Here is a 21,818-nt window from a genome sequence, read left to right as displayed (position 1 = left end):
CCGTCGGGCCCAGGCGGACGACCCGACGGTCGGTGCTCGTGCGCCGCTCCCCGGTGGTGACCCACCTCTCGCCAGTCGCGGCGCCGCCCAGCCTAGTGCAGCGGTCGGGCGGCGCCGCGAACCGGCGTCAGCGGTGGGCGCCGACCTGGGTCAGCCAGCCGTAGGGGGCGGCGAGCTCCTCCGCCGCCTCCGGGCCCCAGGAGCCGGGCTCGTAGGGCTGGAGGTCGGGGCGGTGCTCGAGCAGCGGGGTGACCACGCGCCAGGCGTCGCGCAGGCCGGCCGAGCTGGTGAACAGCGCCCGGTCGCCGATGAGCACGTCGCGCAGCAGCGCCGCGTAGGGCGGCAGCGGCTCGGCGTTGGGCAGGTCCTCGAGGTCGAGGTAGAGGCGCCCCGGCACGAGGTCGTCGGAGATCCCCGGACGCCGGGCGGTCACCCCGGCCCAGACGCTGCCGTTGCCGCTGAGGGTGAACGTGATCGTCTCGGGCGCGCCCGAGCCGTGGACGCCCGACTCGGGCTCCTTGAGCACGAGGGTGACGTGCTGGTGGCTCTCGGCGAGCTTCTTGCCGGTGCGCAGCAGGAACGGCACGCCGTGCCAGCGGTCGGTGTCCACCCACACCCGCGCGGCGACGAAGGTGTCGGTGCTGGAGCCGTCCTCGACGTCGTCGAGGTCGCGGTAGCCCACGCCCTGGCCGAGGACGACCTCGCTGGGGTCGATCGGGCGGAAGGCGGCGAGCACCGACTCGCGGGCCTCCTGCAGCGCCGTGGGGTCCGAGCCCGCCGGCGGCTCCAGGGCCACCTCGGCGGCCACCTGGAGCATGTGGGTGACGAGCATGTCGAGGGTCGCGCCGGTCGCGTCGTAGAACTGCGCCCGCTCGTCGACGCCGAGGGTCTCGGGGACGTCGATCTGCACCTGGGCGACGTGCTCGGCGCTCCACACCTGCTCGAAGAGCCGGTTGGCGAAGCGCAGCACGTGCAGCTGCTGGGTCGCCTCCTTGCCGAGGAAGTGGTCGATCCGGAAGACCTGCTCCTCGTCGAAGACCGACTGGACGAGCCGGTCGAGCTCCTCGAAGGACTCCGGGGAGGTGCCGTAGGGCTTCTCGTAGACCACCCGGGAGCCGTCGGCCAGACCGTGCTTCGCGATCGCGCGGGTGTAGGCCTCGAAGGTGGACGGCGGCAGCGCCAGGTAGTGCACCACCTGCACGTCCCCGCCGAGCTCCTCGCGCGCCGCGGCGAGCACGTCGAGCAGCTCGCCGGCGTCCTCCTCGCTGAACCCGCCGCCGGCGAAGCGCAGCCCGGCGCCGACCTCCTCCAGGACGGCGTCCGAGACGTCCTTGCCGAACTCGCGCAGGCCCGCGAGCACGTGGTCGCGGTAGTCCGCGTCCGCCATGGCGCGGCGGCCGCTGCCGACCAGGAGCCAGCGCTCCGGCAGCAGGCCCGCGGCCGCCAGGGCGGCGAAGCCGGGCATGACCAGGCGCTTGGCCAGGTCGCCGGTGGCGCCGTACAGGACGAAGACGGTGGGGGCGGTGGGTGCTCCAGCGGTGTCGCTCACACGGTGAACCGTAAGCCGCCTACGGCTACCCTCGCCGCTCGTGACCACCCCGGCGTACGTCCTGAGCCTGTCCTGCCCCGACGGCCCCGGCATCGTGCACGCCGTCACGGGCGTGCTGGCGGAGCTCGGCGGCAACATCAGCGACAGCCAGCAGTTCGGCGACCCGGGCACCGGGCGCTTCCACATGCGGGTGCAGGTGCACGTGGACGCCGACCTCCCGGCGGTGCACGAGGCGTTCGCCCCGGTGGCGCAGCGCTTCGCGATGGACTGGGACCTGGACCTGCTCGGGCGCCCGCTGCGCACCCTGGTCATGGTCAGCCGGGCCGGCCACTGCCTCAACGACCTGCTCTTCCGCCAGCGCTCGGGCACGCTGCCCGTGTTCGTGCCGGCGATCGTGGGCAACCACCCCGACCTCGCGCCGCTGGCGGAGTTCTACGGCGTCCCGTTCCACCACCTGCCCGTCGACCGCTCGGTGCCCGGGACCCTGGAGGCCGCCGAGGCCCGCCTGCTGGAGCTCGTGGACTCCCTCGACGTCGAGCTCGTGGTGCTCGCGCGCTACATGCAGATCCTGTCCCCGCAGCTGTGCGCGGCGCTCGCCGGGCGCGCGATCAACATCCACCACTCGTTCCTGCCCAGCTTCAAGGGCGCGCGGCCCTACGCCCAGGCGCACGAGCGCGGCGTCAAGATCATCGGGGCCACGGCGCACTACGTCACCGCCGACCTCGACGAGGGCCCGATCATCGAGCAGGACGTCCAGCGGGTGGACCACTCGATGGACGTCGCCCAGCTGCAGGCGATCGGCCAGGACGTCGAGGCGCAGGTGCTCGCCCGCGCCGTGCGCTGGCACGCCGAGCACCGGGTGCTGCTCGACGGCCACCGCACCGTGGTCTTCCGCTGACGGCCCGGCGGCCGGCTCAGCTGCCGCCGTCGCCGCTGGCGCGGCCCTCCCACGGGGTCAGCGACCCCGGGTCGACCTGCTCGTCCGGGTCGGCCTCGGCCAGGTAGGACGCCGCCGCGTGGCGCTCCACCGTCGCCGAGCGCTCCCCCACGCCGCCGACGGTGATGTCGTCGACGGCCAGCAGCGCGCCGTCGTCCGGGTCGAAGCGCAGGACCGACATCTGCAGCGGCAGCGGGGCGTCGTCCTCCAGGGTGCGCAGCCCGGCGCCGCCGGAGGAGCCCTGGGTGAGCTCGAGCGTGCCGTCCTCCACCCGGTGCCGGCGCTCGTGGACGTGCCCGTCGAGCACGAGGGGCACGGCGCCGAAGAGCGGGTCGGCCATCCGCGGCTCGTGGACCACCGCCACGTCCACGGGCTCGCCCGCCTCCTCGGCGTCCTCGAGCGCCGCGGCGAGCTCCTCCCCCGCCGCGGTCAGCGCGTCGCGCGAGCCCGCCACCTCCACGAGCGAGCTCGGGCTGTAGGTGGGGTCTCCCGTCCCGGCCCAGCGCAGCCCCGCCACCTCGGCGACCGCGCCGTCGTCCAGGACCGTGACGTTCGGGAAGGCGGCCAGGGCCGCCTGGGTCGCGCCCTCGGAGTCGTGGTTCCCGCGCACCCACAGGTAGGGCACGCCCATCCTCGCGATCGGGTCCAGCAGGGACGCCTCCGCGGCGGTGCCGAAGTCGGTGGAGTCCCCGGTGTCGACCACCGCCTGCACGTCGAACTGCTCCACGAGGGTGCGCATGATGCTGTAGGCCTCGGGGTTGTTGTGGACGTCGGAGACCCACAGCACGCGGACGTCGTCCTGCTCGCCCCCGAGGTCGTCGGGGAGGCCGGACAGCGTCGCGTAGAGCTGGGAGACGCTGCCGGCCAGGGTCGCGACGCGCGCGCGGTAGCTGTCGAAGCGGCCGCCGATGTCGGTGAGGTTCCCGGCCAGCGAGGGCGCCTGCGAGAGCAGACCGGTGTACGTCGGCTCCGACAGCGCCTGCGGGCGCGCGGTGGCCGCGGCCGCGGCGCCGGAGCCGGCCAGCACGACGGCCGTGGTGCCGACCGCGGCCAGGGCTGCGCGCCAGCCCCGGAACAGGGCTCCGCAGGCCGCGCCGGCGGCGACCAGCGCCACGAGCGCCGAGCGGAGCACCAGCACCTGGAGCCCGTGGCGGAGGTCGGCGGCGATCTCCTCGCCCACCTGCGCCCGGGTGGCACCGCCGGACAGCAGCGCCTGGACGTCCTCCACGCGGATGCCGGTGACGGTGGCCCGCAGCCCGACCGGGCCGGCGTGGGTGTCGAGCGAGAGGTCGCCGAGCGGCGGCACCTCGACCCGGGTGCCGCCGTGCCAGGAGGGCACCAGCGCCAGCCGGACGTCGACCGGCCCGACCTGCTGCTCGGTGCCGCCCAGCCCCGCCATCGCGGCGCCGCCCGCCAGCAGCGCGACGAGGACGACCGCGGCCCAGCGCGCCACGAGGCGCCCGCGCCGGGGAGCCGGTGCGGGCTCGGGAGCGCCCTCCAGCTCCACCACGGCGTCGGCCGCGGGGCCGGCCGCGGTCTCGGGATCCACGCGAAGACCCTAGGTCGCCGCAGGCGCGCTCCAGCGCGCCCGGTGCGCGAGGGCCCTGTCCACGGACGGCCCATCGGCGCCGCCCGGCCCGCCTTGAGGGCGGAACACCCGCCCGCCCGCGCGGGTTGAGCCGGTCGTGAAGGTCGAGATCTGGTCCGACGTCGTCTGCCCGTGGTGCTACATCGGCAAGCGCCGCTTCGAGGACGCGCTGTCCCGCTTCCCCCACGCGGAGGAGGTGGAGGTGGAGTGGAAGGCGTTCGAGCTGGACCCGACGGCCACCTCCGGCCGCCCCGGGCAGGCCGGCGGGCTCGCTCCGTCCCTGGCGGCCAAGTTCCGCACCACCCTCGAGGGCGCTCAGGAGATGCTCGACTCGACGACCGCGACGGCCGCGGCCGAGGGCCTGGAGTACCACTTCGAGCGCGCCGTGCCCGCGAACACCGTCGACGCCCACCAGGTGATCCACCTCGCCGGTGAGCGCGGGGTGCAGGACGCCGTCAAGGAGCGGCTGATGCGGGCGTACTTCACCGAGGGCGAGGCCGTGGGCGACCGCGAGGTGCTCGTGCGCCTGGGCGCCGAGGCCGGGCTGGACGCCGACGAGGTCCGCGCGGTGCTCGCCGAGGGCCGGCTCGTGGAGGCCGTCCGCGCCGACGAGGCCGAGGCCGCCGCCCTGGGCGCGCGCGGCGTGCCGTTCTTCGTCGTGGACCGCCGCTACGGGATCGCCGGGGCGCAGCCGGCCGAGCAGTTCCTCGCCGTGCTCGAGCGGGCGTGGTCGGAGAGCCAGCCCCTCACCCTCGTGGGCACCGGCGACGACGCGAGCGCCTGCGGGCCCGAGGGCTGCGCGGTCTGACCGCCGCCACCTGGCGCCGGACGCACCGGAGGCGCCGTCCCGTTCCCGTGAGGGGACCGGGGCGGCGCCTCCGTCGTGCTGGCTGCTGGCGGCTCAGGCGAGCTTGCGCGCCAGGTTCTCGTCGAGCGCGGCGAGGAAGCCCTCCGTGGTCGCCCACGGCTGGTCCGGGCCGATGAGCAGCGCGAGGTCCTTGGTCATCGTGCCGGCCTCGACCGTCTCGATGCAGACCTGCTCCAGCGCCTCGGCGAAGCCGGTGACCTCCGGGGTGCTGTCGAGCTTGCCGCGGTGCTTGAGGCCGCCGGTCCACGCGAAGATCGACGCGATGGGGTTCGTCGACGTCGGCTTGCCCTGCTGGTGCTGGCGGTAGTGCCGGGTCACCGTGCCGTGGGCCGCCTCGGCCTCGACGATCGCGCCGTCGGGCGTGGTCAGCACCGAGGTCATGAGCCCCAGGGAGCCGAAGCCCTGCGCGACGGTGTCGGACTGCACGTCGCCGTCGTAGTTCTTGCAGGCCCACACGTACCCGCCCTCCCACTTGAGGGAGGCCGCGACCATGTCGTCGATGAGCCGGTGCTCGTAGGTGATGCCCGCAGCCGCGAACTGGTCCTTGAACTCGGCCTGGAACACCTCCTCGAAGATGTCCTTGAAGCGGCCGTCGTAGGCCTTGAGGATCGTGTTCTTCGTCGACAGGTAGACCGGGTAGCCCCGGGCCAGCCCGTAGTTGAGCGAGGCGCGGGCGAAGTCGCGGATCGAGCTGTCGAGGTTGTACATCGACAGGCTCACGCCGGCGCCGGGGGCCTGGAACACCTCGTGCTCGATCGGCGCGGAGCCGTCGGTCGGGGTGAAGGTCACGGTGAGCGTGCCCGCCGAGGGGAACGTGAAGTCCGTCGCCCGGTACTGGTCTCCGAAGGCGTGGCGGCCGACGATGATCGGCTTGGTCCAGCCCGGCACGAGCCGCGGGATGTTGCTGATGATGATCGGCTCGCGGAAGATCACGCCGCCGAGGATGTTGCGGATCGTCCCGTTCGGGGACCGCCACATCTTCTTGAGGCCAAACTCCTCCACGCGCGCCTCGTCCGGCGTGATGGTGGCGCACTTGACGCCGACGCCGTGCCGCTTGATCGCGTTCGCGGAGTCGATCGTCACCTGGTCGTCGGTGGCGTCGCGGTGCTCGATGCCGAGGTCGTAGTACTCGAGGTCGACGTCGAGGTAGGGGTGGATCAGGCGGTCCTTGATGAACTGCCAGATGATCCGGGTCATCTCGTCGCCGTCGAGCTCGACGACCGTGCCCTCGACCTTGATCTTGGCCATGCGCGTTCCTGTCCTCCGTCGGGCAGTGCTTCGACGTCAAGGTATCGCCTCAGCGCAGATGCGCCTCCAGGGCCTCCCGCACCACCTGCGAGACCGGCACGCCCCGCCCGCGCGCCCGTGCCTCGAGCCGGGCCCGCAGCTCCTCCGGCAGCCGCACCGCCAGTCGGGGCGAGGCGCCTCCCCCGCCGCGCCGGGCCCGAGCCCCACCCACCGCGGGACGGCCCCGTGACGGCAGGGCCTCGATCGCCAGCAGCAGCCGGAGCCACTGCTCGTCGGTGGGAGTCACGGCTCCACGATGGCCCAGTGCGGCGGCGCTGGGCGGGCCGGGAGCGCCGCCCTGTGGACGGCCAGGCCCCCAGGGCTGCCTGTCCCGGTGCTGGGCTTTGTGTCCGACGAAAAGCCCAGCACCGGGAGAGGGACCCCCAGGGCGTGCCGCGAGCGCGGTGGCAGGGTGGCGCCGTGTTCCACGTCGTCTTCTACCGACCCGAGATCCCGCCCAACACCGGCAACGCGATCCGGATGGCCGCCTGCACCGGCGCCACGCTCCACCTCGTCGGCCCGCTCGGCTTCTCCATGGACGAACCGCGCCTGCGCCGCGCCGGCCTGGACTACCACGACCTCGCCCGGGTGCACGTGCACGACCACCTCGACGCGGCCTGGGCGGCGCTGGCCGAGGCGGGCGGCGGCGAGCTCGGCCGGGTCTTCGCCTTCTCGACGGCCGCCACCACCCGCTACACCGACGTCGCCTACCGCCCCGGCGACGTGCTGCTGTTCGGGCCCGAGTCGGTCGGCCTGCCGCCCGAGGTCCAGCACGCCCCCCAGGTGACGGACCGGCTGCGGGTGCCGATGGTGCCCGGCCGGCGGTCGCTGAACCTGTCGAACACGGCCGCGATCGCCGTCCACGAGGCCTGGCGCCAGCACGGCTTCCCCGGCGGGGAGTGACTCCCGCTCAGGGCAGGCGCGGCACCACCCGGGAGGCCGCCTCGGCGGCTCGGGCCCGCACCGCGGCGAGGGGCTCGGGCTCGTCCGAGGGGTCGCCGTCCAGGGCCCGCGCCAGGGCGACGCCGAGGCGGCGGCGGGACGTGCTCGTGGGCTTGCCGAACAGCCGCAGGTCCGCTCCCGGCACGGCCAGGGCGGCGTCCACCCCGTCGAAGACGACCGCGTCGCCCTCCACGCCGCCGTAGACGACGGCGCTGGCACCGGCAGTGCGCAGGGAGGTGTCCACGGGCAGCCCCAGCAGCGCCCGGGCGTGCAGGTCGAACTCGCTCTGCCACTGGGTGGTCAGGGTGACCAGCCCGGTGTCGTGGGGGCGCGGGCTCACCTCGCTGAACCACACGTCGTCCCCGCGCACGAAGAGCTCCACGCCGAAGACGCCCTGGCCGCCGAGGTCGCCGGTGACGGCCGCGGCCACCTCCTGCGCCCGCTCCAGCGCGCGGGCCGACATCGGCTGCGGCTGCCAGCTCTCCACGTAGTCGCCGCGCTCCTGGCGGTGGCCGATCGGCGCGCAGAACGCCGTCTGCACCTCGCCGTCGGCGCCGCGGGCCCGCACGGTCAGCAGGGTGATCTCGTAGTCGAAGTCGACGAACGCCTCGACGATCACCCGGCCGCGGTCGACCCGGCCGCCGGCCATGGCGTACCGCCACGCCTCCTCGACGTCGTCGGGCCCGTGCAGGGTGCTCTGGCCCTTGCCCGAGCTGGACATGACGGGCTTGACCACGCAGGGGAAGCCGACCTCGGCGGCGGCCTGCGCCAGCTCGGCGGCGGAGTCGCAGAAGCGGTAGTCGCTGGTCGGCAGCCCGAGCTCCTCGGCGGCGAGCCGGCGGATGCCCTCGCGGTCCATCGTCAGCCGGGCGGCGCGGGCGGTGGGGGTGACCCGCACCGGGCCCTCGGCCTCGACGTCGACGAGCACGGACGTCGCGATGGCCTCGATCTCGGGGACCACCACGAGCGGCCCCTTCGCGGCCTCCGCCTCGATGACGGCGCGCAGCTGCTCGGGGTCGCTCATGGTCAGCGTGTGGGCGGTGTGGGCCACCTGCTGGCCCGGCGCGTCGGCGTAGCGGTCGACGGCGATGGTCTCCACCCCCAGGCGCTGGAGGGCGACGAGCACCTCCTTGGCGAGCTCGCCGGCTCCGAGGAGCATCACGCGGGTGGCGTCCGGGGACAGCGGCGTGCCGAGGGTGACCATGGCGGAAGGCTAGGCGCTCACCCCAGGAGCAGGGCGACCACTAGCAGGACCGGCAGCGAGAGCACCGTCGTCAGCAGCACGGCGTCGCGCGCGAGCGCCACCGCCCGGTCGTAGCGCACCGCGTAGACGAAGACGTTCTGCGCCGTGGGCAGGGCCGCGGCGAGCACCACCCCGAGCAGCGCGGTCCCCTCCAGGCCCAGCAGCGAGGCGACCGCCCAGGCGGCGGCCGGCTGGACGACGAGCTTGAGCGCCACGGCCAGCCACACGTCGGGGCCGCCGAGGCGCACCCGCGTCCCGCCGGCCAGCGAGAGCCCGAAGGCCAGCAGGGCGCTGGGCACCGCGGTGTCGGCGAGCAGCGCCAGGGGGTCGGCCACCGGGGCGGGCAGCTCGACGTCCAGCAGGCCGAGCACGATGCCGGCGCCCGCTGCCAGCAGCAGCGGGTTGCGCAGCGGCCGCAGCGCGTGGGCGGGGCTCAGGCGGCGCGCGCCGGCCGCGCGCGCGTCGAGCACGGTGATCGCCAGCGGCGCCAGCACGGCGAGCTGGAACAGCAGGGCCGGGGCGACGACCGTGGCGTCCCCGAGCACGTACACCGCGATCGGGATGCCGAGGTTGACGGCGTTGACGTAGCTGGAGGCCAGCGCCCCCACGACGACGTGCTCGACGCCGCGCCGCCACAGCAGGCGGGCCACGGCCGCGAAGGCCAGCGCGCTGACCACCGCGGCGGACGCGGAGACCACGAGCGCGCGGGAGAGGACCTCGTGGACGTCGGCCGAGGACAGCGTCTGGAGCAGCAGCGCCGGCGTGCCGACGAAGAACACCAGCCGCGCCAGCACCACCTGGCCCTGCGGGCCCAGCACGCCGGTGCGGCCGACCACCCAGCCGACCGCGACGACGCACGCGACCACGGCGAACCCGGACAGGACTCCGGTCATCGGGCGGTCACGGCGAGGAGCATGGCAGCCGTCAGGACCCGGTGGTCGCGGCCTCCTCCGCGCCGTCGGCGATCTTCGAGGGCAGCGTGCCGTCGAGCGCGCTCCGACCGCCCGCGAAGGCGCCGCGGTAGCGGCGGGCCGGGTGGCTGTCCTCGGCGAAGACCCGGCCCGGTCCGTAGAGGTTCTCGCGCAGGGTGCTGCCCTCGTACTCGGTGCGGGCGCGGCCGCGGCGCTGCAGCTCCGGGACGACGAGCTCCACGAGGTCCACGAACGTCCCGGGGGTGACGGCGTAGGCGAAGTTGAAGCCGTCCACGCCGCCCTCGTCGACCCACCGCTCGAGCTCGTCGGCGACGGTCTGCGCGGACCCCACGACGACCGGGCCCATGCCGCCCACGCTGCGCTGCTCGACGATGTCGCGCGGGGTCCACCGGCGCTCGGCGTCGATGGTGGCGAGGGAGGCGAGCACCGAGCGCAGGCTGTCGTTCTCGACCTCCACGAGCGGGGTGTCGGGGTCGTACTGGGAGAAGTCGATGCCGGTCCAGCCGCCGTACAGGGCCATCATCCCCTCGGCCGAGGCGTAGGAGAGCAGCTCCGCGTGCTTGGCGCGCGCGGCCTCGTCGGTCTCGGCGGTGATGACGGTGACGAGCGCGAAGATCTTCACCGAGTCGCGCGAGCGGCCGACCGCCTCGGCCCGGTCGCGGATGTCGTCGCTCGTGGCGCGCGCCTGCGCGACCGTGGCGGGGCTGATGAACACCCCCTCGGCGTGCTTGGCCGCGAACGCCCGGCCGCGCGGCGAGGCCCCGGCCTGGAAGATCACCGGGGTGCGCTGGGGGCTCGGCTCGGAGAGGTGGATGCCGGGGACGGAGTAGTGCTCGCCGCGGTGGCCGATCGGGTGGATCTTCGAGGGGTCGGTGTAGACGCCCCGCTCGCGGTCGCGCACGACGGCGCCGTCCTCCCACGAGCCCTCCCACAGCTTGTAGGTGACGTCGAGGAACTCCTCCGCGATGTCGTAGCGGGCGTCGTGGCCGATCTGCTGGGTGTACCCGAGGTTGACCGCGGCGCTGTTGAGGTAGCTGGTGACGACGTTCCAGGCCACCCGCCCGCCGGTCAGGTGGTCGAGGGTCGAGAACTTCCGGGCGAGGGCGTACGGCTGCTCGTAGGTCAGGGCGCTGGTGATCCCGAAGCCGAGGTGCTCGGTGACCACGGCCATGGCCGGCACCTGCGCGAACGGGTCGTTGACCGGCACCTGCGCGGCGTCGATGAGGGACGGGGCGACGCTGTCGCGGTAGACGTCGTAGACGCCGACCACGTCGGCGATGAAGAGGGAGTCGAAGCGGCCCCGCTCCAGCAGGCGCGCCAGGTCGGTCCAGTACCCGAGGTCGTTGTAGCGGTGGGCCTGGCTGTCGGGGTGGCGCCAGGTGCCCGCGGACTGGTGGGTCACGCAGGTCATGTCGAAGGCGTTGAGGATGATGCGCTGACCCACGGGGGTCCTCCGGTCTCATCGGACCTGGCGGGAGCACCTCTGCACGAGCGAGGTTGCTGCGGCGTCGACGAGCCAGGTCTCTCGGCCGCTCTGGATGGGTGCCGACAGCAAACCCCGGCCGGTCGCGGGCGTCAATCCGGACCGCCCCGTCCCCGGTGCTCCAGCCGGGTCAGCCGCCGTCGGGAGCCGTGAGCGCCAGCAGCGCCACGCCCAGGGCCAGCAGCCCCGACGTCGCGACGTCCACGCCCCGCGAGCGCACCGCCAGCGGCCCGGCCGCCGCCACCGGCAGCACCAGGCGGGCGATCGCCGCGCCCGCCAGCACGGCGGCCAGCACGACCCCGGCGAGGCGGAAGGAGACCAGGGCGCCCGCCAGCGCGGCCAGGACGATCCCCGCCCCGATGAGGACCAGGGCCCGGGGTCGCGGCGCCCTCACCGCCTCGGTGCTGCGCGCTTCGCCCTGGGCCACGCGGGGCAGGCTAGCCCGGCCGGGGGTTCGGGGGTGGGGAGGCTGGGTACGACCGCCCCCGTGCCCCGCGACACCGCGCCCCGCGACCCCGCGCCCGCCCCCGACGCCACCGACGCGCCCTCCGCCGAGGAGCTCTCGGCCATCGCCGCCGAGCGCTTCGGCTGGAGCGAGCTGCGCCCCGGCCAGCTCGAGGCCGTCGAGCACCTCGTCGCGGGCCGCGACGTCCTCGTGGTGATGCCGACCGGCCACGGCAAGTCCGCCGTCTACCAGCTCGCCGCGCTGGCGCTCGACGGACCGACGGTCGTCGTCTCCCCGCTGATCGCCCTCCAGCAGGACCAGGTCGCGCACCTCGCCGGGACCGGCACCGCGGACGCCGTGGCGGTGAACTCCGCGCAGCGCCGCACCGAGACCACCCGGGCCTGGGAGGCGCTCGCCTCCGGGACGGCCGAGTTCGTCTTCCTCGCACCCGAGCAGCTGGCCAACGACGACGTCCTGGAGCGGCTGCGGGCGCTGGGCCCCTCGCTGTTCGTCGTCGACGAGGCGCACTGCGTCTCGTCGTGGGGGCACGACTTCCGACCCGACTACCTGCGCCTGGGCGACGTGATCGAGCAGCTCGGCCACCCCACGACGGTCGCGCTCACGGCGACCGCGGCACCGCCGGTGCGCGACGAGGTCGTCCAGCGGCTGCGGATGCGCGACCCCCACCTCGTCGTCCAGGGCTTCGACCGGCCGAACATCTTCCTCGAGGTCGTGCGCACCGCCGACGACGCCGAGAAGCGCCGGGAGGTCGTGCTGCGCGCGGCGACGTCGGCCAAGCCGGGGCTCGTCTACGTGGCCACCCGCAAGGACGCCGAGGCCTACGCCGACGAGCTGTCCCACCTCGGCCTCGACGTGGAGGCGTACCACGCGGGCATGAGGGCCGACGAGCGCGAGTGGGTGCACGAGGCCTTCCTCGCCGGCGACCTCGACGTCGTGGTCGCCACCTCCGCCTTCGGGATGGGCATCGACAAGGCGGACGTGCGCTTCGTCCTCCACGCCTCGATCACCGACTCCCTCGACAGCTACTACCAGGAGGTCGGTCGGGCGGGCCGGGACGGCGAGCCGGCGCTGGCCACGCTGTTCTACCGCCCCGAGGACCTGGGCCTGCAGCGCTTCCTCGGCCGCGGCGGGCCCGACCAGGAGGTGCTGACGGCGGTGGCCAGCGCCGTTCGGGACGCCGACGGAGCGGTCACGGCCCCCGAGCTGCGGGAGGAGCTGGACCTGTCCGCCAGCCGGCTCACCAGCGCCGTCAACCTCCTCGAGCAGGCCGACGCCGTGGAGGTGGCGGAGGGGCGCGCGCTCGCCTGGGCGGAGGACGGCACCCCCGTGCGCGAGGCCGTGGCCGAGGCCCTGGAGGTCGCCGAGGCCCGCCAGCGGATGGACCGCTCCCGGCTGGAGATGCTGCGCGGGTACGCCGAGACCACCGGCTGCCGGCGCCAGTTCCTGCTCGGCTACTTCGGCGAGCACCTGGCCGAGCCGTGCGGTCGCTGCGACACGTGCCGCTCCGGGACGGCGACCGCTGCCGCCGGGGCCGGGGCCGGGGACGGCGGCGCAGACTGGCCCGTGGGCACGCGCGTGGTGCACGCCCAGTGGGGGGCCGGCGTGGTCATGCGACCCGAGGGCGACCGGCTCACGGTGCTCTTCGAGCAGCAGGGCTACCGCACCCTCGCCCTGAGCGCGGTCGAGGAGAACGGCCTGCTCGAGCGGGCGGAGGACTAGGCCTCCCGGCGGGCGGTCCCCCCACGCGAGGCCCGGCGCCCCTACGCTGGCGGGCCTGACGAGGAGGACGCCGTGCCCGAGACCCACGACCGCGTGCACGACCGCGCGCCCGACCGCGCGGTGACCATGGAGACGATCGCCGCCGAGGCGGGCGTCTCGGTCCCGACCGTCTCCCGGGTCCTCAACGGCCGGTCGGACGTCGCGCCGCGCACCCGCGAGCGGGTCGAGCAGCTCCTGCGCGAGCACGGCTACCAGCGCCGGGGACCGCGCCCGCAGGGCCGCGCCTGGCTGATCGACCTGGTCTTCAACGACCTCGACAGCCCCTGGGCGGTCGAGATCATCCGCGGCGTCGAGGAGGCCGCCCACGCGGCGGGCGCCGGCACCGTGGTCTCGGCGATCCACCGCCGGGCGAGCTCCACGCGGCAGTGGCTGGAGAACCTGCGGGCCCGGGCCAGCGACGGGGCGATCCTCGTCACCTCCGCCCTCGACCCGTCGCTGCACGAGGAGCTGCGGAGCCTGCACGTGCCGGCGGTCGCGGTCGACCCCGCCGGGGTGCCGGACCTCGACGTGCCCACGGTCGGCGCCACGAACTGGGCCGGGGGCCTCAGCGCCACCGAGCACCTCATCGGCCTGGGCCACCGGCGCGTCGCGCACGTCGGCGGCAGGCCGGGGCTGTGGTGCAGCCGGGCCCGCCTCGACGGCTACCGCGCGGGCCTGGAGAGCGCGGGGCTGGCGGTCGACCCCGACCTCGTCGTCGTCGGCGACTTCGACCACGAGTCCGGGTTCCGGGCCGGTCAGCGCCTCCTGGCCCTGCCCGACCCGCCCACCGCCGTCTTCGCCGCGAGCGACCAGATGGCCCTCGGCCTCTACGAGGCCGCCCGCCAGCTCGGGCTGCGCGTGCCCGAGGACCTCAGCGTGGTCGGCTTCGACGACCTCCCGCTCGCGCGCTGGGCCTCGCCGCCGCTGACCACGGTGCGCCAGCCGCTGGCGGACATGGGCATGGTGGCCGCGCGCGCCGTCCTGCGGCTCGTCAACGGCGAGACCGTGGAGACCCCCCGCGTCGAGCTGGCCACCGCGCTCGTGGTCCGCGACAGCTCGGCACCGCCCCGCCGCTGAGGCGGCGGGGCGGCGGGGCGCTCCGCGTCAGTGCGCGAAGTGGCGCGCTCCGGTGAGGTAGAGGGTGATGCCGGCGGCCGAGGCCGCCGCGACCACCTCGTCGTCGCGCACGGACCCCCCGGGCTGGACCACGGCGCGCACGCCCGCGTCGGTGAGCACCTGCAGGCCGTCGGCGAAGGGGAAGAAGGCGTCCGAGGCCGCCACGGCACCCCGCGCCCGCTCCTCCCCCGCGCGCGCCACGGCGAGGCGGCAGGAGTCGACCCGGTTGACCTGCCCCATCCCGACGCCCACCGCGGCGCCGCCCCTGGCCAGGAGGATCGCGTTCGAGCGCACCGCGCGCACCGCGCGCCAGGCGAAGGCGAGGTCGGCCAGGGTCGCGGCGTCGGCCGCCTCGCCCGCCGCGAGCTGCCAGGCCGCCGGGTCGTCGCCGGCGGCGTCGAGCACGTCGGCGTCCTGGACGAGCAGCCCGCCGCTGACCGGGCGCACCTCGGTGCGCGGGCCCGGCGCGGGCAGGGGGCAGCGCAGCAGGCGCACGTTCTTCTTGCGGGTGAGCACCTCGAGCGCGCCGGGCTCGTAGTCCGGGGCCACCACGACCTCGGTGAAGACCTCGGCCACCTGCTCGGCCATCGCCACGGTCACCGGGCGGTTCGCGGCGATCACGCCGCCGAAGGCGGAGACCGGGTCGCAGGCGTGGGCCCTGGCGTGGGCCTCGGCGACGTCGGCGCCCACGGCGATCCCGCACGGGTTGGCGTGCTTGATGATCGCCACCGCCGGCTCGGCGAAGTCGGCGGCGGCGCGGCGGGCCGCGTCGGCGTCGACGTAGTTGTTGTACGACATCTCCTTGCCGTGCAGCTGCTCGGCCGTGGCCAGCCCCTCGCCGCCGCCCAGCGTGGCGCCGCCGACGTACAGGGCCGCGCTCTGGTGGGGGTTCTCGCCGTAGCGCAGCACCGTCCCGCGGGTCCACGCGGCGCCGAGGAAGGCCGGGAAGCCGGGCGCGTCGGCGTCGTCCTCGAGCTGCTCGCTGGCCAGCGACTGCGCCCACCACGTGGCCACCGCGGCGTCGTAGGCGGCCGTGGCGGCGAACGCCCGGCCGGCCAGGGCGCGGCGCTGGGCCAGCGTGGTGCCCCCGGCGCGGACGGCGTCCAGCACCGCCGCGTAGTCGCCCGGGTCGGTGACCACCGCGACGTTCGCGGAGTTCTTCGCCGACGCGCGCACCATCGCCGGGCCGCCGATGTCGATCTGCTCCACGCACTCCTCCGGCTCGGCGCCGGAGGCCACCGTGGCCTCGAAGGGGTAGAGGTTGACCACGACCAGCTCGAAGGCCTCGATGCCGAGGTCGACGAGCTGGCGGCGGTGCTCGGGGTCGCGGCGGTCGGCCAGGATCCCGGCGTGCACCCGCGGGTGCAGCGTCTTCACGCGCCCGCCGAGGCTCTCGGGGAAGCCGGTGAGCTGCTCGACGGCCGTCACCGGCACGCCGGCCGCGGCGATCGCGGTCGCCGTCGAGCCCGTGGAGACGATCCGGACGCCGGCCTCGTGCAGGCCGCGAGCGAGCTCGGCCAGCCCGGACTTGTCCGACACGCTGACCAGCGCGCGCCTGACCGGGTCGCGCACCGCGTCGGGCTGGGGACCAGGGGTGCTCATCCGAAGGTGACCTTCCTGCCGGTGACGGTCCACCCGGAGCGGACCATGAGGGTGAGGACGTCGACGAGCATGCTGCGCTCGGCGACCTTGATGCGCTCGTGCAGCGCGGCCTCATCGTCGCCGTCGAGGACCTCGACGGCGCGCTGGGCCAGGACGGGCCCGGTGTCGACCCCGGCGTCGACCAGGTGGGCCGTGCAGCCGGTGACGCGGACGCCGTGCGCCAGCGCGTCGCGCACGGCCGAACCGCCGGGGAACGCCGGCAGCAGGGACGGGTGGGTGTTGACGATGCGCCCGCCCAGGGCCTCGAGGACCGCCGGGCCCAGCACCCGCATGAACCCCGCGCACACCACGAGGTCGGGCTCGAGCGCCGCGAGGGCGGTGGCCAGCCGCGCGTCCCAGGCGGCCCGGTCGGGGGCGTCGGCCGGCGACAGCACCGCGGTCGCGACGCCGGCGGCAGCGGCGCGCTCCAGCGCGGGCGCGCCCGCCCGGTCGCAGACCAGGGCCTCGACGGTGAACGGCGCGCGCCCCGCGGCGTCCAGGAGCGCCTGCAGCAGCGTGCCGGCACCGGAGGCGAGCACGACCAGCCGCGCCGGGGAGGGCGGTCTGCGGGCGCTCGTCACGGTCGGAGACGATAGCGATCAGACGAACGACGCCGTGGAGGGCACGTGAGCGACCGGTCCGCACCACCCGGGGGTCCTCGGCGACCCCTCGCCCCGCCGCCGACCGCGGCCCCGGGCGACGACCGCGGCGCGGCGGTCGAGACCGCCAGGCTGGCGCTGCGCTTCGGGCTGCTGGTGGTCGCCGGGCTCGTGGCGATGTCCCTGCCGCTGCCGTGGCGCCTGGGCGGGCTGGTCTTCGTCGTGCTGGGGCTCGTGGTCGGCGTGATGGCGCTGCGGTCCGCCGCCCGCGCCTCGGCCGGGGCGGGCGCGATCGTCGTGCTCTCCCTGGGCCTGGTGGCCACGGCGCTGGTGCTGGGGGTGCAGCTGCTGCTGCTGGCGGTGTGGCCGCTCACCGCCGACCTCGAGCGCTGCCAGGCGTCGGCGCTGACCGACCGCGCCGAGCGCGCCTGCCAGGACGACTTCCAGCGCTCGCTCGAGTCGTGGCTGCCCGGCCGGTGACCGGCCGGGCAGCGGCGACCCGCGCGGGGATCAGGCGCTGATCCCCTTCATGACCTCGCGCATGAGCGCCGCGGTCTCGGACGGCGTGCGGCCGACCCTGACGCCAGCGGCCTCGAGCGCCTCCTTCTTGGCGGCGGCGGTGCCGGAGGACCCGGAGACGATCGCCCCGGCGTGGCCCATGGTCTTGCCCTCGGGAGCGGTGAACCCGGCCACGTAGCCGACGACCGGCTTGGTCACGTGCTCGCGGATGTAGGCCGCGGCGCGCTCCTCGGCGTCACCGCCGATCTCGCCGATCATGACGATCGCGTCGGTGCCGGGGTCGGCCTCGAAGGCGGCGAGGGCGTCGATGTGCGTGGTCCCGATGATCGGGTCGCCGCCGATGCCCACGCAGGTGGAGAACCCGAAGTCGGCGAGCTCGTACATCATCTGGTAGGTCAGCGTGCCGGACTTGCTGACCAGCCCGATGCGCCCGGGCGGGGTGATGTCGGCCGGGATGATGCCCGCGTTGGACTCCCCCGGGGTGATGAGGCCGGGGCAGTTCGGGCCGATGATCCGGGTCGTGCCCTTGTCGAGCGCGTGGGCGAGGAGCTCCGCGGAGTCCTTCACCGGGACGCCCTCGGTGATCACGACGACGAGCGGCACCGCGGCGTCGATCGCCTCGAGCGCGGCGGCCTTCGTCGCGGCGGCGGGCACGAAGATCACGGAGACGTCGGCGCCGGTGGCCTCGACGGCCTCGGCCACGGACCCGAAGACGGGCACCTGGACGCCGCCGTCGAACTCCACGGTCGTGCCGGCCTTCCGCGGGTTGACGCCGCCGACGACGTCGGTGCCCGAGGCCAGCATCCGCTGGGTGTGCTTGCGGCCCTCGGAGCCGGTCATGCCCTGGACGAGGACCCTGCTGTCCTTGGTCAGGAAGATCGCCATGTCTGTCCAGTCCTCTCAGGCGGCGCTGTCGGTGCGGGCGGCGAGCTCGGCGGCGGCGCGGGCCGCGCCGTCCATGGTGTCGACGACCGTCACCAGGGGGTGGGCGGCCTCGGCGAGGATCCGCCGGCCCTCGACCACGTTGTTGCCGTCCAGGCGCACGACGAGCGGCTTGGAGGCCTCGTCGCCGAGCAGCTCGAGGGCGGAGACGATGCCGTTGGCCACCGCGTCGCAGGCGGTGATCCCGCCGAAGACGTTGACGAAGACGCTGCGGACCTGCGGGTCGCCGAGGATGACGTCCAGCCCGGCGGCCATCACCTCCGCGGAGGCGCCGCCGCCGATGTCGAGGAAGTTCGCGGGCTTGACGCCGCCGAACTCCTCACCGGCCTGGGCCACGACGTCCAGGGTGCTCATGACGAGGCCGGCGCCGTTGCCGATGATCCCGACGGAGCCGTCGAGCTTGACGTAGTTGAGGTTCGCCGCCCTGGCCTTGACCTCGAGCGGGTCGGTGGCCGTGTCGTCGGCGAGCTCGGACTGCAGCGGCTGGCGGAAGGCGGCGTTCTCGTCGAGGGAGACCTTGCCGTCGAGGGCGATCACGCGGCCGTCGGTCACGCGCACCAGCGGGTTGACCTCGACGAGCGTGGCGTCGGCCTCGCGGTAGACGTCCCACAGGCGCTGCAGCACCGTGGCGACCTGGGGCGCCACGTCCTCGCCGAACCCGGCGGCGGCGACGATCTCGGCGGCCTTGGCCTCGTCGATGCCGGTGGCCGGGTCGACGGCGACGCGGGCGAGCGCCTCGGGGCGCTCGACGGCGAGCTGCTCGATCTCGACGCCGCCCTCGACGCTGGCCATCGCCAGGTAGCGGCGCTCGGCGCGGTCCAGGAGGAGGGAGACGTAGTACTCCTCCTCGATCGCCGCTCCGGCGGCCACCATCACGCGGTGGACGGTGTGGCCCTTGATGTCCATCCCGAGGATCGCGGCGGCGTGCTGCTCGGCCTCGTCGGGGGTCTTGGCGACCTTGACCCCACCGGCCTTGCCGCGCCCGCCGACCTTCACCTGCGCCTTGACGACGACGGTGCCGCCGAGCTGCTCGGCGGCGGCGCGCGCCTCCGCGGGCGTGGTGGCCACGAGGCCGGGCAGCACCGGCACGTCGTGGGCCTCGAACAGGTCCCTGGCTTGGTACTCGTACAGGTCCACGTGATGGCCCTCCGTCGGCGGCGTGCGGTCGTCCGCGGCGGGACGCTCTGGCATCCGCGCCGGCAGGTCGAGCGTAGTGGTGGACGTCCACGGCCCCGAGCCGGGGCCGTGGACGTCCAGCGGGCTCAGTCCTGCAGCAGGCCGGCGCCCCGGGCGCGCATCCGGCCGGCGGCCACGGCCCCCACGACGAGGGCGAGGACGGGCACGGCCCCGAGGGCCACGGCGAGACCGACGCTGCCGGCGACCACGAGCGGGAAGTTCGAGACCACCAGGTACAGCGTGGCCAGGAGGCCGAGGAGGGCGAGCACCGGGGCGACGCGCGTGGTGAGCACCCGCCCGCCCCCGTCCGCCGGGTGGCGGACGAAGAAGACGAGCACCGCCACGGTGGTCAGGCCCATCAGCAGCACGATCCCGAGGGTGGCGATGCCGGCGAAGGCCGAGAAGACCTGCACCAGCGGCTCCAGGCCCAGGACGGCGCACAGGGCGACCAGGACCGCCGCCGTGATGCTCTGGACGTGCGAGGAGGTCGAGGGCGAGTGGTGGCGCGGGTGCACCGTGGCCAGGGCGGACGGCAGGACGCCGCGCCGGGCCAGGGTGAACTGGTAGCGGGCCACGACGTTGTGGAAGGACAGGACGCAGGCGAAGAGGCTGGTGACGAGCAGGACCTCCATGACGTCGCGCAGCACGGTGCCGACGTAGGTCTCCGCGGTGTTGAGCATGAACCCCCCGGTGTCGGAGGTCGCCGCCTCCACCGCACCCGTGTTGCCCCAGGCCTCGACCATCGCCCAGCTGGAGGCGGTGTAGAAGACGCCGATGATCGTGACGGCCAGGTACGTGGCCCGCGGGATGGTCCGCTCGGGGTCGCGGGCCTCGTCGCGGAAGACCGCGGTGGCCTCGAAGCCGATGAAGCCCGTGACCGAGAAGAGCACGGCGATGCCGAGCGGGCCCGAGAAGACCTCCGCGGGCGAGAACGGCGACAGGGACAGCCCCTCGGCCCCGCCGCGGGCGATGATGGCCAGGTCCATGGCGACGACGATGAGGATCTCCGCCACCAGCGCGACGCCCAGCACCTTCGCGCTCAGGTCGATGTGCCGGTGGCCGAGGGCGGCGACCACCAGCAGCACGAGCGCCGTCCAGACCGGCCAGGGCACGTCGGGACCGCCGTAGCGGGCGACCAGGTCGCGCACGACACCGCCGAGGTAGCCCCACACGGCGACCTGGATGGCGGTGTAGGTCACCAGGGCGAGGAACGCGGTGGCCAGGCCCGCGCGGTCCCCCAGGCCCCGGGCCACGTAGGCGTAGAAGGCGCCGGCCTGGTGCACGTGCGGCGTCATCGCCACGAACCCGACCGAGAACAGCAGCAGCACCACCGTGGCGATGAGGAAGCCCGCGGGGGCGCCGGCGCCGTTGCCCAGGGAGATGGACAGCGCGACGTTGCCGCCGATCACGGTCAGCGGCGCCGCCGCCGCGATGACCATGAAGACGATCGCGGCGACCCCGAGGTGGCCCGACAGCCGTGGGCCGGCAGGGGTCGTGGTGGTGCTGGGCGTGGAGCTCATGCGCGGTGTCCGTCCGTGTCGTCGGAGAGGTGGAGGGCGGCCTGGAGCGCGGGCCCGGGGTGCAGGTCCAGGCGCCGGTCCGCGAGGTAGGGGTTGTCGCGGTGGCCGGCCTCGACCACGGCGGTGTCCACGTCGGCCAGCAGCAGCGCGTCGCCGTCCACGGCGCTGGCGAGCACCTCGCCGCTGGGCGCGACCACGCTGCTGCGCCCGACGTAGCTCAGGGTGCGCTCGCTGCCGGTGTGGTCGGCGTAGGCGACGTAGACCTGGTTCTCCCACGCGCGGGTGCGGATGACGGTCTCGGCGACGAAGGAGAAGGGCTCCATCTGCGCGGTCGGCACGGCGACCAGGTGGGCCCCTGCCGCCGCGGCGGCGCGCACCACCTCGGGGAACTCGACGTCGTAGCAGATGAGCACCGCGATCCTCACCCCGTGCAGGGCCAGGAGGGTCACCCCGCGCTCGCCGGGGGTGAACTGCTCGCGCTCCACCGCCCCGAACAGGTGCGTCTTCACGTGCCGCCCCACCACCTCACCGCGCTCGTCCAGCAGCACGGCGGTGTTGACGACCCGTCCGGCGCCGTCCAGCTCGGGCAGCCCGACGAGCAGCGCGATGCCGTGCCGGCGGGCGATCTCGGCGGCGCCGGGGAGGACCTCGCCCTCGGCGCGAGCAGCTGCCGCGGCGGTCTCGTCGCCGAGCTCGTACCCGGTGAGGAACATCTCGGGCGTGATCAGCAGCTGGGCGCCAGCAGCCGCGGCCTCGGCGGCGCGGGCGTCGACCTGGGCGAGGTTGGCCGCGACGTCCCCGAGGGCCGCGGATCCCTGCAGGAGCGCGATGCGCAGGACGGTCATGGCTGCATCCTGGCGGACGCCGACGGCCCTGTGAGCCCCCTGGCTCCGATCGGCGGCCCAGCGGCCCCGCGCCGCGCCCGCGCGCCGCGGGGCCGCTGGGCCGCCGGGGTGACGCCCGCCGCCCTGCTGGGCCGTTCGAGACCTCCACGGCTCACGGGTCATCGACAGTCACTCCCCGTCACCGCCACGCTCCGCCCATGACGAGGACCAGGGCACGAGCAGCGGTCGCGGCGGCCTGCGCCGCGGCGCTGGCCGGTGGTGGTGTCGCCGTGGCGACGACCGGCCCGCAGCGCCTGGAGGCGGTGAACGCCTGGGAGGAGACCGGCTCCACCGACGGGCTCACCCGCGTCGTGGTCACCCTCGCCTCCCAGGAGCGCGCCGGTGCCGCCGTCGGCAGCGCCGGCGTC

20 protein-coding genes, 1 pseudogene and 2 riboswitches are annotated in these 21,818 nt (G+C 75.1%); of the genes and pseudogenes, 7 read left to right on the top strand and 14 right to left on the bottom strand.

Annotation, left to right across the window (positions count from 1 at the left end; all coding sequences use genetic code 11):
- Positions 1–89: riboswitch (ZMP/ZTP riboswitch) on the bottom strand.
- Positions 90–127: 38 nt separating this feature from the next.
- Positions 128–1,549 carry a glucose-6-phosphate dehydrogenase gene (locus AC5FZL_RS05210; RefSeq protein ID WP_493617507.1) on the bottom strand — a complete coding sequence of 474 codons (1,422 nt, stop codon included), beginning with the start codon at positions 1,547–1,549 and terminating at the stop codon, positions 128–130.
- A gap of 40 nt (positions 1,550–1,589) precedes the next feature.
- Here AC5FZL_RS05210 and purU point away from each other — a divergent pair, with 40 nt between their 5' ends.
- Positions 1,590–2,447, top strand: a complete 858-nt coding sequence (purU, locus tag AC5FZL_RS05205; RefSeq protein WP_493617506.1) for a formyltetrahydrofolate deformylase — start codon at positions 1,590–1,592, stop codon at positions 2,445–2,447.
- A 16-nt stretch (positions 2,448–2,463) separates the two neighbouring features.
- Here the strand turns inward: purU and AC5FZL_RS05200 are convergent, their stop codons facing one another.
- Entirely contained in the window at positions 2,464–4,035 is a 1,572-nt protein-coding gene (locus tag AC5FZL_RS05200) for a metallophosphoesterase family protein (protein WP_493617505.1), read from the bottom strand.
- 136 nt (positions 4,036–4,171) lie between these two features.
- Here AC5FZL_RS05200 and AC5FZL_RS05195 point away from each other — a divergent pair, with 136 nt between their 5' ends.
- The gene (locus tag AC5FZL_RS05195) at positions 4,172–4,882 is read left to right on the top strand and encodes a DsbA family oxidoreductase (protein ID WP_493617504.1); all 711 of its coding nucleotides are present in this window, start codon (positions 4,172–4,174) and stop codon (positions 4,880–4,882) included.
- 93 nt (positions 4,883–4,975) lie between these two features.
- On the opposite strand, the gene AC5FZL_RS05190 is transcribed toward AC5FZL_RS05195, so the two are convergent.
- A complete protein-coding gene (locus AC5FZL_RS05190) occupies positions 4,976–6,190 on the bottom strand; it encodes an NADP-dependent isocitrate dehydrogenase (RefSeq protein WP_493617503.1) in 1,215 nt (404 codons plus the stop codon).
- A gap of 49 nt (positions 6,191–6,239) precedes the next feature.
- The gene (locus AC5FZL_RS05185) at positions 6,240–6,476 is read right to left on the bottom strand and encodes a ribbon-helix-helix protein, CopG family (protein WP_493617502.1); all 237 of its coding nucleotides are present in this window, start codon (positions 6,474–6,476) and stop codon (positions 6,240–6,242) included.
- Between the two features lie 173 nt (positions 6,477–6,649).
- Between AC5FZL_RS05185 and AC5FZL_RS05180 the strand changes: the two genes are divergently transcribed.
- A complete protein-coding gene (locus tag AC5FZL_RS05180; protein ID WP_493617501.1) occupies positions 6,650–7,132 on the top strand; it encodes a tRNA (cytidine(34)-2'-O)-methyltransferase in 483 nt (160 codons plus the stop codon).
- Between the two features lie 7 nt (positions 7,133–7,139).
- Here the strand turns inward: AC5FZL_RS05180 and purT are convergent, their stop codons facing one another.
- The 4 genes from purT to AC5FZL_RS05160 form a co-directional block, all read right to left on the bottom strand.
- A complete protein-coding gene (gene purT / locus AC5FZL_RS05175) occupies positions 7,140–8,375 on the bottom strand; it encodes a formate-dependent phosphoribosylglycinamide formyltransferase (protein ID WP_493617500.1) in 1,236 nt (411 codons plus the stop codon).
- A gap of 17 nt (positions 8,376–8,392) precedes the next feature.
- On the bottom strand, positions 8,393–9,307 hold the full coding sequence (locus AC5FZL_RS05170) for an AEC family transporter (RefSeq protein WP_493617499.1): 915 nt from the start codon (positions 9,305–9,307) through the stop codon (positions 8,393–8,395).
- A 31-nt stretch (positions 9,308–9,338) separates the two neighbouring features.
- Entirely contained in the window at positions 9,339–10,790 is a 1,452-nt protein-coding gene (locus AC5FZL_RS05165; RefSeq protein WP_493617498.1) for an LLM class flavin-dependent oxidoreductase, read from the bottom strand.
- 12 nt (positions 10,791–10,802) lie between these two features.
- A riboswitch (SAM riboswitch) is annotated at positions 10,803–10,891 on the bottom strand.
- A 68-nt stretch (positions 10,892–10,959) separates the two neighbouring features.
- On the bottom strand, positions 10,960–11,256 hold the full coding sequence (locus tag AC5FZL_RS05160) for a DUF3017 domain-containing protein (RefSeq protein WP_493617497.1): 297 nt from the start codon (positions 11,254–11,256) through the stop codon (positions 10,960–10,962).
- Positions 11,257–11,316: 60 nt separating this feature from the next.
- Between AC5FZL_RS05160 and AC5FZL_RS05155 the strand changes: the two genes are divergently transcribed.
- Both AC5FZL_RS05155 and AC5FZL_RS05150 read left to right on the top strand, forming a co-directional pair.
- A complete protein-coding gene (locus AC5FZL_RS05155; RefSeq protein ID WP_493617496.1) occupies positions 11,317–13,014 on the top strand; it encodes a RecQ family ATP-dependent DNA helicase in 1,698 nt (565 codons plus the stop codon).
- A gap of 126 nt (positions 13,015–13,140) precedes the next feature.
- Positions 13,141–14,130: a LacI family DNA-binding transcriptional regulator gene (locus tag AC5FZL_RS05150; protein WP_493617514.1), complete on the top strand. Its 990-nt coding sequence runs from the start codon at positions 13,141–13,143 to the stop codon at positions 14,128–14,130.
- Positions 14,131–14,157: 27 nt separating this feature from the next.
- Here AC5FZL_RS05150 and purH read toward each other — a convergent pair whose 3' ends face one another.
- Together purH and purN are read right to left on the bottom strand one after the other, a co-directional pair.
- On the bottom strand, positions 14,158–15,771 hold the full coding sequence (purH, locus tag AC5FZL_RS05145) for a bifunctional phosphoribosylaminoimidazolecarboxamide formyltransferase/IMP cyclohydrolase (protein ID WP_493617495.1): 1,614 nt from the start codon (positions 15,769–15,771) through the stop codon (positions 14,158–14,160).
- Positions 15,768–16,391 (bottom strand): phosphoribosylglycinamide formyltransferase, encoded by a 624-nt coding sequence (purN, locus tag AC5FZL_RS05140; RefSeq protein ID WP_493617494.1) that lies wholly within the window; start codon positions 16,389–16,391, stop codon positions 15,768–15,770. Before purN ends, purH begins: the two co-directional genes overlap by 4 nt.
- Positions 16,392–16,436: 45 nt before the next feature.
- On the opposite strand from purN, the gene AC5FZL_RS05135 reads away from it, so the two are divergent.
- Complete coding sequence (locus AC5FZL_RS05135; RefSeq protein WP_493617493.1) at positions 16,437–16,889, top strand: hypothetical protein; 453 nt, start codon at positions 16,437–16,439, stop codon at positions 16,887–16,889.
- A gap of 30 nt (positions 16,890–16,919) precedes the next feature.
- On the opposite strand, the gene sucD is transcribed toward AC5FZL_RS05135, so the two are convergent.
- The 4 genes from sucD to AC5FZL_RS05115 all read right to left on the bottom strand — a co-directional run bounded on the left by sucD (position 16,920) and on the right by AC5FZL_RS05115 (position 21,411).
- Complete coding sequence (gene sucD / locus AC5FZL_RS05130) at positions 16,920–17,813, bottom strand: succinate--CoA ligase subunit alpha (protein ID WP_493617492.1); 894 nt, start codon at positions 17,811–17,813, stop codon at positions 16,920–16,922.
- Between the two features lie 15 nt (positions 17,814–17,828).
- Positions 17,829–19,007, bottom strand: coding sequence for an ADP-forming succinate--CoA ligase subunit beta (sucC, locus tag AC5FZL_RS05125; RefSeq protein WP_493617491.1), 1,179 nt, complete (start codon positions 19,005–19,007; stop codon positions 17,829–17,831).
- 125 nt (positions 19,008–19,132) lie between these two features.
- On the bottom strand, positions 19,133–20,566 hold the full coding sequence (locus AC5FZL_RS05120; protein WP_493617490.1) for an APC family permease: 1,434 nt from the start codon (positions 20,564–20,566) through the stop codon (positions 19,133–19,135).
- Complete coding sequence (locus tag AC5FZL_RS05115; RefSeq protein WP_493617489.1) at positions 20,563–21,411, bottom strand: carbon-nitrogen hydrolase family protein; 849 nt, start codon at positions 21,409–21,411, stop codon at positions 20,563–20,565. Before AC5FZL_RS05115 ends, AC5FZL_RS05120 begins: the two co-directional genes overlap by 4 nt.
- A 197-nt stretch (positions 21,412–21,608) precedes the next feature.
- On the opposite strand from AC5FZL_RS05115, the pseudogene AC5FZL_RS05110 reads away from it, so the two are divergent.
- Positions 21,609–21,818, top strand: a pseudogene (locus tag AC5FZL_RS05110) (tripartite tricarboxylate transporter substrate binding protein); the annotation flags it as partial.

The sequence above is a fragment of the Quadrisphaera sp. DVD1 genome, from assembly GCF_058932755.1.
This window is presented reverse-complemented; position numbering and strand designations above follow the sequence as displayed.

Coding starts and splice junctions, on each gene's coding strand:
- AC5FZL_RS05190 (WP_493617503.1), bottom strand. CDS start 6,190: ATGGCCAAGATCAAGGTCGAGGGCACGGTCGTCGAGCTCGACGGCGAC.
- purT (WP_493617500.1), bottom strand. CDS start 8,375: ATGGTCACCCTCGGCACGCCGCTGTCCCCGGACGCCACCCGCGTGATG.
- AC5FZL_RS05170 (WP_493617499.1), bottom strand. CDS start 9,307: ATGACCGGAGTCCTGTCCGGGTTCGCCGTGGTCGCGTGCGTCGTCGCG.
- AC5FZL_RS05150 (WP_493617514.1), top strand. CDS start 13,141: ATGGAGACGATCGCCGCCGAGGCGGGCGTCTCGGTCCCGACCGTCTCC.
- purH (WP_493617495.1), bottom strand. CDS start 15,771: ATGAGCACCCCTGGTCCCCAGCCCGACGCGGTGCGCGACCCGGTCAGG.
- sucD (WP_493617492.1), bottom strand. CDS start 17,813: ATGGCGATCTTCCTGACCAAGGACAGCAGGGTCCTCGTCCAGGGCATG.
- AC5FZL_RS05120 (WP_493617490.1), bottom strand. CDS start 20,566: ATGAGCTCCACGCCCAGCACCACCACGACCCCTGCCGGCCCACGGCTG.
- AC5FZL_RS05115 (WP_493617489.1), bottom strand. CDS start 21,411: ATGACCGTCCTGCGCATCGCGCTCCTGCAGGGATCCGCGGCCCTCGGG.